This is a genomic window from Edaphobacter aggregans DSM 19364, from assembly GCF_000745965.1.
GTDB classification, from domain to species: Bacteria; Acidobacteriota; Terriglobia; order Terriglobales; family Acidobacteriaceae; genus Edaphobacter; species Edaphobacter aggregans.
The window spans coordinates 1-7,693 of sequence record NZ_JQKI01000198.1 but is presented as its reverse complement, the minus strand read 5'-3'; the positions used below and the strand labels follow the sequence as shown (position 1 = coordinate 7,693).

Here is a 7,693-nt window from a genome sequence, read left to right as displayed (position 1 = left end):
GAAGGACCAGAGAGGAGAGTTCGTGTGGCAAGGTGAAGACGATGTGGAAGTAAGGCACGGGCAACAGCTCAGCCGAACGCGCGGCCAGCCACTTGGCGCGCGCGTTGCCTTGGCACTTTGGGCAGTTGCGATCACGGCATGAGTTGTATGAGATGGCCTGATGGCCGCAGTTGACGCACTGATCAAGATGACCGCCCAGTGCCGCGGTGCGGCACCGGAGGATGGCATCGAGCACCTTGCGGTGCAACCATGCAAGATGCGACTTGTGCTTCTCCCAGAATCTGTTGCCCACTGCGCGGACGATGTCGGCCACCTCGAGGGTGGGCCGGCTCATCGCTTCATCTTCCTCTCCTGGACCGCGTTACCTCGCTGGGACTGGACACCTCTATCGCTTCCAGCGGGCTGGGAAGTGCCTGCAGATGCCGGCGGGACAAATGATAGGCGCAAAGCTTATCTAGCGGCATCTGCCACAATGTATTGTGGCATAATGTATTTAGCGAGGTTTCATATGAACATAGTCGCTAAGGAGCTTCCCTCCCAGCAACCGGTTCTGGAGTCGGACAGCACAGCGGAAAATCGCATCCTTGATTCCATTTTCGGAAAGCGCCCAACGGAGTTCCAACTGGCCGTGATGGTGGAACAAGGACTCCCCATCAGCAGTGTCGAAGTTTTGCGCAATGAAGGCCTCACTTTCAGTGAAGTTCATCGCGTGGTTTTACCTGCCCGGACACTCAAACATAGGAAAGATAAGCAACAATCTCTTTCGCTCGAAGAGGCCGACCGAACCCTGCGCGTTGCCAAAATTATCACACTGGCCGACCACGTGTTTGGCAATCACGACAAAGCGTTGCGGTGGCTCCGACGTGGCAATCAGCGATTGGAAGGCCGTTCCCCTTTGGAGATGTTGCGCAGTGAAGTCGGCGGAGACCTAGTGCGCCAGATGCTCTATCAGATCGATGAGGGAATGTTCGTTTGATCCTATACCGTGTCAGTAACTACGCAGACCTGACTGGACGAGGAGGCGAGTTCGCAGATGGCCGATGGCATACACGTCAGCAAGGTCGACGCGTCGTGTACCTTGCAGATCACCCGGCACTCTGCCTATTGGAAACAATCGTCCACGTCGAGCGCGATGATGAGATGCCGGACACTTATCAGCTCCTCTCGGTTGAGATTCCAGATCGTCTCATCGAGCCAATCGATTCAAATTTGCTCCCTCTCGTTTGGCAGGAAAACATCGCTATTACGCAGCACATCGGTAATACCTGGTTGTCGGCATCGAAGAAAGCCGGGTTGCTTGTTCCGTCTGTAATAGTGCCCGTCGCAAAGAACTGTATTCTCAATCCTCTGGTCCCTGAGGTAGCCAACGTCAAGCCCCAGGTTGTGGGGCGCTTTCCTTTCGATAAGCGCCTTCTCTCGCGCTAGTCAGCCGATTGGGACTAAACCGAAGACTGTTCCGCGATCCCCTTTAGTGGAGAACGCCTATGGTAGACTTTCCAAAGTTTGATTAGCCCCGGTTACGGGGCGAGTCGAACGGGCTTCCTCTACGGAGGATGCCCGCGTACCACCCCTATAACCCGATCATCACCCTATATACCGAAATTTTCATCTATAAACTGACCGAGCGGCCACCCAAAGGGGTGGCCATTATATTTGCGCGGTCCACAGCTGACGATAAGTCGGAAGGAGGACTCTCTTGTCTCGAACTGTATTCCTGATAATTGGTCCTTCGGGATCAGGTAAGACGTCTTTGACCCAATCCCTCGTTGAGCGCGTTCCGCAACTGACAAAGGGCATTACCGCCACAACCCGGGTTCCCCGCCCAGGTGAAGTCTCAGGCAAGGACTACCACTTCGTGACGCATCTTCAATTTCTCCAAATGCAGCGGGAGGGTGCGTTCCTTGAAACGGATTTTGCCTCTATAACGAGAGTTATGGTGTACCCCGCTCAGCACTCGATGTTGAAGGCGACGTCGCTCTCATCGTTACCGTGGCAGGCGCACTCTCATTGAAGCGCATCCTTCCGAACACGATGACTCTCCCTGTCCTTCCCGCCAGCGCCGGGGCTGCGGCAGGTCGGGTCGCTGACCGCAACAGCCCGAATCAGAAGGAGCGGATCGAAAGTTACGCTGCTGAGGTATCCGCAGCTCGTTACTTCGATAGAGTGTTTCTCAATCTTGATTTTGAGCAGACCGTTCAGGAGATGGAGACAGTCGTTCTTTCACGACGCCGATCCATGCTCCCGTGGTGCTTCGTGCCGGCCTTCCACTGCAACTAGCCCTCCCCGAATCGAGCAACTTGCACTAACGTACAGCCGCCGAGATGCATGTGTTCTCGGTGGCGTTCTCGCCGACGTCTAAAACGTCCAATATCCAGATGGGTGCCTCACACTATGACAGCTCTTAAAGTTGATTTGCCCGACTGCGAATCTGCCTCGACCTCCGAGGTTCGCGCCGACACTAAAGTGACTCCTTCGCGTGCTCCGAGCGAATCCGCCGAAGGAGACTATCAAGGTAATGAAAGAGATGTTCCCCTGGTTGTTTGCCAATCCTTCCGAGGTGATGGAACCCCACAGCCAAACTCCACACCAGCCGCTTCCGACACGAAGGAGTGAATAGGAGCCCCATGAGGAACATTCTCCGAATTACCCACTTCATCAGCTTCCGCGGGAAACTTTTGCCCGCCACAGCTGAGAACTACGCCGCAGATGTTGCGCCGTACTCTGCAGTAGCCACAGAGAAGATTGCGCTGGCTTTTCTGAGCACCAACACCCATGACCGAAATGCCTATGCTTTGCAGGCAGGAATGTACGCCCGTCGTGCGGCGCGTAGCGCGTTTCGCGCAGTGGAGCTTGGCTTCCGGTTTCCGGAGCTGACAGCATAGAGGTTTCGGGATGCGGAGGAATTCTAAAGGAGCTTCTCCGCGCCCCGCTTCCCTTCCACTCTCCGTGGCGCGTTACGGTCGAACGTTTCCTCTGTCATCTCTGGAAACGCAACTCTGATTGCATCGCGCGGCGTTTGCAAGACACGCCACGCCCATTACTGAAAATCCTGAGAGCCACAGCCACGGTCGCACCTGCGGCCAAGAAAGCCCGATCAGTACGCCGAACGCAGGAAGGCACCAGAGCCAGAATGCGCTTCGGCCGCAAACAAGATCTCCGGATCTGCAGGCGGCGTTCGTCCTCTCTGCCATCTATTGCTTCGTTGTTTCTTCAGGAGCCGACGGAAAACCAGAATCCGTCGTGGCCTTCACAAGAGCCTGAACATTGGTTTTGGCATCATCGAAGGTGACTACGGCACGTTTTCTCTCAAAACTGACATCGACCCTCGAGACACCTTGGACTTTGTTCAAAGCCTTCTTGATGGTAATGGGACACGTCGGGCAGGTCATGCCTGGAACGTCGAGTGTCACGGTACGTGTGGCAGCCCAGACTGGGGCCGTAAGCAGGAGGACAGCGGATAGCGTGGTGAACATGCGTTTGAATGTCTTCATGGCAACTGATTCCTCGACAACAAAAAATTAGTAGAAAAACCTGGCTACGTACGGAATCGTAAATGCGACCAGTACAAGCAACACCGTTATCCCAAACATCAGTCGGTAGAGGCGGCGCGTTTTGGGCAGTGCGCAAACTTCGCCGGGTTTGCACGCATGGGCCGGCCAAAAGATGCGACGTCCAGCAAAGATCAACGCGACTACCGCAACAAGCAAAAAATAGGGCCGATAAGGCTCCAACCGAGTTAGGTTTCCAATCCACGCGCCACTGATGCCAAGAGATACCAGTATCAATGGGCCGAGGCAACAGCTCGAAGCGAGTATGGCCGAAAGCCCTCCTGCAAGAAGAGGTCCGGAGCCGGAGCTCTTTCCAGGGCCATCCGACGACATGTGTCTGGTGCCACAACAGTCCTGACTCTCGAATCCTGCTTGTCTTGATCCTCGGACTGTATCGGAGCTATTTTCAGTTGCCTCATGGATCGCATTCACGATCATCTGGCGAGATGGCAATCCGCCTCGTTTTCCATCATTGAAGTATGTACGGCAGCCAAAGCCATAACTCTTCTGTGTTCTTGCTTCGGGCTCCACATCTAACCCATTGATACGTACCGTGGGAGAGCCGAGGAATTCAACGGCCTGCGCTTGTTCCCCTGTAGTCACAGGGATTCGCTCTACTTCTGCCTCTATGCCTTCAATGCGCAGTGTCTCGGAAACCAGATCAACTGCGGGGAGATAATGTGGGCAGCCGTCGAAATAGAGAACCTGCACTTTCACGCCTTCACCTCGTCTTTTGGTGTGCGATCGCTTCCAACACTGGGCACGAGTCGTCAGAGCTACCACAACGAGCCAGAGCCTTTACGCACGAAGCATGTGCGTTTTTCAGCTCCCGCTCCAACGTTCGAAGCTGTTCCAACTTCGCTCGCACGTCAACGAGCTTCTGCTCGATCAGATCTCGTACATGGGTGCAGGCTTCGACCTCTTCATTTTGAATCAGCAGAAGTTCGCGTATCTCCTGGAGAGAGAAACCTAGCGCTTGTGCTCTGCGAATAAACTTCAGCTTCTGGATATCCTGCTCGTGATAAATCCGATATCGACCCTCGCTACGGGCCGGCTTTGGCAGCAAGCCACTCCGTTCATAGAAGCGGATCGCATCGATAGTCATCCCGGTCTGGCTTGCGACTTTTCCGATCTGCACACCACCCATGACTTGATTCCCCTTGCTGGCTTAGATCAAGAATAAAGTCTGGAGCATAGTCCAGAGTCAAGCAATCCTCCGAGAAGGAATTTTTGTCGCCGGTCCGGCCACCACCAGCACATCCCTCTGGCGCGACAAAGATATGCTTTATTTCCGGCAAAAATATGGAGGAGTCCGCGCTCAGACCCGCATATCATATCGACCACATAGGGCTTCGACCCACGTTCATCGATCTCCACTAGCCGTTCTACCCCCCCCCGGGGTGCATAGGAGTGTCGAGAACCGTCGTGCATCTGCTTAGGCCAACCCTTTTCCTATCGCCAGCGTTGAATGGACGAACATGTCTTCAACTCTGGGATTGAAGATCAACCCTAGCCAGTTCCTCTGACTAACTCAGCTTAGGTTTATTTCCTCGATGCACAAAAATCAGAGCCCACAACTCCTTGCGGCCGAACACGCGGCCAATCTCCCTGAACCCGAAGAACGGTAATAGCACGACAAAACAAATCACACCCACCGACAAGAGGCCCTTTAGACTTCCTCCCAATATCGGCGGAAAACTCTCCACGATCGTATGCCCATGCCACACTCCCACCAGGATGCTCTCTACAATGTGAAAGCAAATGAGCACTACTGTGAAGATGAAGCACTTGTGCAGTATTGGATAGATCTGTGGCCTATCCTTGAACCGCGTTCCCAGGTTAAAGTGCTCACCGAGGAGCAGTACTTTTGCAAAAATGAACGCGTTGATAATCGCAAAGGCGTGCTCCGGATAGTCCAGGTGTTGCTCGGCCAGGATGATGCTCTTGTGAATCGACAGTAATCCAAACACTACCCAGAGATAGAGGAAGATCACGAGAAAGCGCTTGAGTTCGTCGGAAACTCTCTCTTTCAAATGGCGCCGCTGAGGAAGTGGAACGCTTTCTCCCATGGGATCTCCTCTGATACTGTTGCGGAGACTTCGTGAGATAACCCAAAGCACCGGCAGAGAACGCCGCATTGAAGAAGTCAGTGTCTTCATGAATGGTAAGGAATACTACCCTCACCCGACATTGACTTGCCTTAAGGAACGATGCGACTGAAGTCCATCCATGACCAGCAGCAAAATATCCGTCACCAACAGGTCGGGATCGTAGAAAGATACCGCTCAGCCGCATGCCCGTTTCGTATCTCGGTGCCTCTTGCGAGGCGCTCTTTACCTGGCGAGCCTCATTTCGTCTTCAGTTCTGCTTTCCAGTTCGTAACAAGCGTTAACGGGATACTGGCGGTCGGGAAATTCACGGTCGAGATCAGAAAGCGCTTTCCATCCGGTGTAACGTCAAAGCCGAGAAAGGATGCGTAGGGGGACGACAAGGGAAAAAGCGTCCGTGGGGCTCCGAGTGAGAGTTTCCCGCCCTTTTCCTCCACGTTTACGGCGATGATGCTGTTTTGGGGGGAAGAGAAATAGAAGAGCTCTTTGCTGTCCCCTCGCCAGTGCGGCAGGCCACCGGGTTGCGTGGATACCTGATACTGGTGAGTCGCATCAGGGAAATTGGCAAGGTAGACGTCACCGCGTGTTGTATTGTGACCAGACCCGTAAGCGATCCACTTGCAGTCGGGAGAGAAGACGGGGCTGAAATTCGAAAATTGGGTTTGGATCAAAGCGAAAGGCTTGCGGTCTCCGGTGAGGGGAAGGATCCAGACCGAGGCTGGCGAATCCTTTGTGGAGCGCGTATAAGCCAGGTACCGCCCATCACGACAGATCGATCCTGGGACCTCATTTACGCCTTCGGATTTGAGAACGGTCTCAATTCCCCCGCTGCCATCGCTCCTGTTGCGATAGATATGAGACGGATCTCCGCCGAACCCTGACGTAAATAGCACGAACTGCCCATCGGGCTGCCATACAGGGCGGCCTTCGTCTTCTAAAGATGACGTCAACCGAGTCTTTGTGCGCCGGCTTACGTCGTAGCTCCACAGGTCTCGATTGAGACCGTTCGGGTTGTAGATACCCTCTGCGACTCGGGTTCCATCCGGTGACAGAGCGATATCCCTGATGGGTCCGGTATCAAGCGTATCGCCCCGTCTTCCGTCACGGTCATACCAGCTCAGCGCAAAGGGGCCCTCGGAAGGGGCCGGATAGTAGACCAGATTCCCTGCCGGAGACACACTGAAGAGCGCCGTGTTGTTCGTAACATTGACCGCAACATGGTCCGGCATAGCAACGGGTTCGCCCGAGGCGACGAGCTTTCGTTCGTCGAAGGGCTGCGTTACGATCGCTCCATCGCGCACGTAAACAATGGTCCCCCCATTCTCGTAGGCGGTTCCCACAAAAGTTTTGACCACCAGGTGGCGCTCTTTCGTGTCCAACGAGCCTGCATAGAGTCCCTGCATGTCTGGCTGCTCTTCATCACTCACGAAAAAGATGAAGTGCCTTCCGTCGGGCAGAAATGTGGGCCAGCGATGGCTCGTTTCTTTGAGGTTTGTGATCCGTTCCGTCACCTTCCTGGGCGTCCCACCGCTCGCTGGTACCTGATAGAGCTCGGAAGAGGTCCCCGGCGTATATAGAATGATTCCACTCGAACCCCACGTCCCTCCCCTGGGGAATCCTGTCACATCAGCAAGGACCTGGACGAGATCTCCGTCAATATCGATCCGCTTCAGCTTGCCTGGGATGAAGAAACCTATCGAGCGGCTGTCAGGGGACCAGAACGGAAACGCGCCTTCTTCTGTTCCGGGAAGTATTCTTCCTTGTCCCAGGTCATTCAGGCCGCGCAACCCAGCGCCAACTTTCCCTGGGTGTCCATCACAGGCACCACAAGCTGCCTTCCGTCTGGAGACAGGGCCGGCAGAAATCGATTCCAAGCGAAGGCACCGAACTGGTTGTCCGCAGGTGGAGGAATCATCGCGCGCACGTTCGTTGCAGATGGCGCTGTTCAGCGTCAACTACTCTTTCCCTTTGACGACAGTTATTTCTCCCTACGAACGACATCTACCGCCATCAACTGCTGACGACATCTTTGTGGAG

General features: G+C 54.6%; 11 protein-coding genes. 5 read left to right on the top strand and 6 right to left on the bottom strand.

Annotation, left to right across the window (positions count from 1 at the left end; all coding sequences use genetic code 11):
- Positions 1-334 (bottom strand): IS91 family transposase (locus tag Q363_RS29160; protein WP_035357732.1); only part of this gene is annotated, 334 nt, incomplete at its 3' end.
- A 174-nt stretch (positions 335-508) separates the two neighbouring features.
- On the opposite strand from Q363_RS29160, the gene Q363_RS39450 reads away from it, so the two are divergent.
- The 5 genes from Q363_RS39450 (at position 509) to Q363_RS29140 (ending at position 2,882) form a co-directional block, all read left to right on the top strand.
- Positions 509-976: an antitoxin Xre/MbcA/ParS toxin-binding domain-containing protein gene (locus Q363_RS39450; protein ID WP_169747183.1), complete on the top strand. Its 468-nt coding sequence runs from the start codon at positions 509-511 to the stop codon at positions 974-976.
- Positions 973-1,425 (top strand): RES family NAD+ phosphorylase, encoded by a 453-nt coding sequence (locus Q363_RS29150; RefSeq protein WP_035357730.1) that lies wholly within the window; start codon positions 973-975, stop codon positions 1,423-1,425. Before Q363_RS39450 ends, Q363_RS29150 begins: the two co-directional genes overlap by 4 nt.
- Before the next feature lie 271 nt (positions 1,426-1,696).
- Positions 1,697-2,011: a hypothetical protein gene (locus tag Q363_RS47105; protein ID WP_051979498.1), complete on the top strand. Its 315-nt coding sequence runs from the start codon at positions 1,697-1,699 to the stop codon at positions 2,009-2,011.
- The gene (locus Q363_RS37015) at positions 2,008-2,277 is read left to right on the top strand and encodes a hypothetical protein (RefSeq protein ID WP_051979497.1); all 270 of its coding nucleotides are present in this window, start codon (positions 2,008-2,010) and stop codon (positions 2,275-2,277) included. Before Q363_RS47105 ends, Q363_RS37015 begins: the two co-directional genes overlap by 4 nt.
- Positions 2,278-2,624: 347 nt before the next feature.
- Positions 2,625-2,882, top strand: a complete 258-nt coding sequence (locus Q363_RS29140) for a hypothetical protein (RefSeq protein WP_035357728.1) — start codon at positions 2,625-2,627, stop codon at positions 2,880-2,882.
- 309 nt (positions 2,883-3,191) lie between these two features.
- Here Q363_RS29140 and merP read toward each other — a convergent pair whose 3' ends face one another.
- The 5 genes from merP to Q363_RS29120 form a co-directional block, all read right to left on the bottom strand.
- Entirely contained in the window at positions 3,192-3,491 is a 300-nt protein-coding gene (gene merP, locus Q363_RS29135) for a mercury resistance system periplasmic binding protein MerP (protein WP_035357725.1), read from the bottom strand.
- A 27-nt stretch (positions 3,492-3,518) separates the two neighbouring features.
- Positions 3,519-4,265: a mercuric ion transporter MerT gene (merT, locus tag Q363_RS47100; RefSeq protein ID WP_425387804.1), complete on the bottom strand. Its 747-nt coding sequence runs from the start codon at positions 4,263-4,265 to the stop codon at positions 3,519-3,521.
- Positions 4,266-4,269: 4 nt separating this feature from the next.
- Complete coding sequence (locus Q363_RS29130) at positions 4,270-4,695, bottom strand: heavy metal-responsive transcriptional regulator (protein WP_035357724.1); 426 nt, start codon at positions 4,693-4,695, stop codon at positions 4,270-4,272.
- 379 nt (positions 4,696-5,074) lie between these two features.
- Positions 5,075-5,617, bottom strand: a complete 543-nt coding sequence (locus Q363_RS29125; RefSeq protein WP_035357722.1) for a hypothetical protein — start codon at positions 5,615-5,617, stop codon at positions 5,075-5,077.
- Between the two features lie 278 nt (positions 5,618-5,895).
- Positions 5,896-7,443 (bottom strand): PD40 domain-containing protein, encoded by a 1,548-nt coding sequence (locus tag Q363_RS29120; RefSeq protein ID WP_035357720.1) that lies wholly within the window; start codon positions 7,441-7,443, stop codon positions 5,896-5,898.
- Positions 7,444-7,693: the final 250 nt, after the last annotated feature.

What these genes read in the sequence shown, in the direction of transcription:
- Q363_RS39450 (WP_169747183.1), top strand. Translation starts at nt 509, where the DNA reads ATGAACATAGTCGCTAAGGAGCTTCCCTCCCAGCAACCGGTTCTGGAG.
- Q363_RS29140 (WP_035357728.1), top strand. Translation starts at nt 2,625, where the DNA reads ATGAGGAACATTCTCCGAATTACCCACTTCATCAGCTTCCGCGGGAAA.
- Q363_RS29130 (WP_035357724.1), bottom strand. Translation starts at nt 4,695, where the DNA reads ATGGGTGGTGTGCAGATCGGAAAAGTCGCAAGCCAGACCGGGATGACT.
- Q363_RS29125 (WP_035357722.1), bottom strand. Translation starts at nt 5,617, where the DNA reads ATGGGAGAAAGCGTTCCACTTCCTCAGCGGCGCCATTTGAAAGAGAGA.
- merP (WP_035357725.1), bottom strand. Translation starts at nt 3,491, where the DNA reads ATGAAGACATTCAAACGCATGTTCACCACGCTATCCGCTGTCCTCCTG.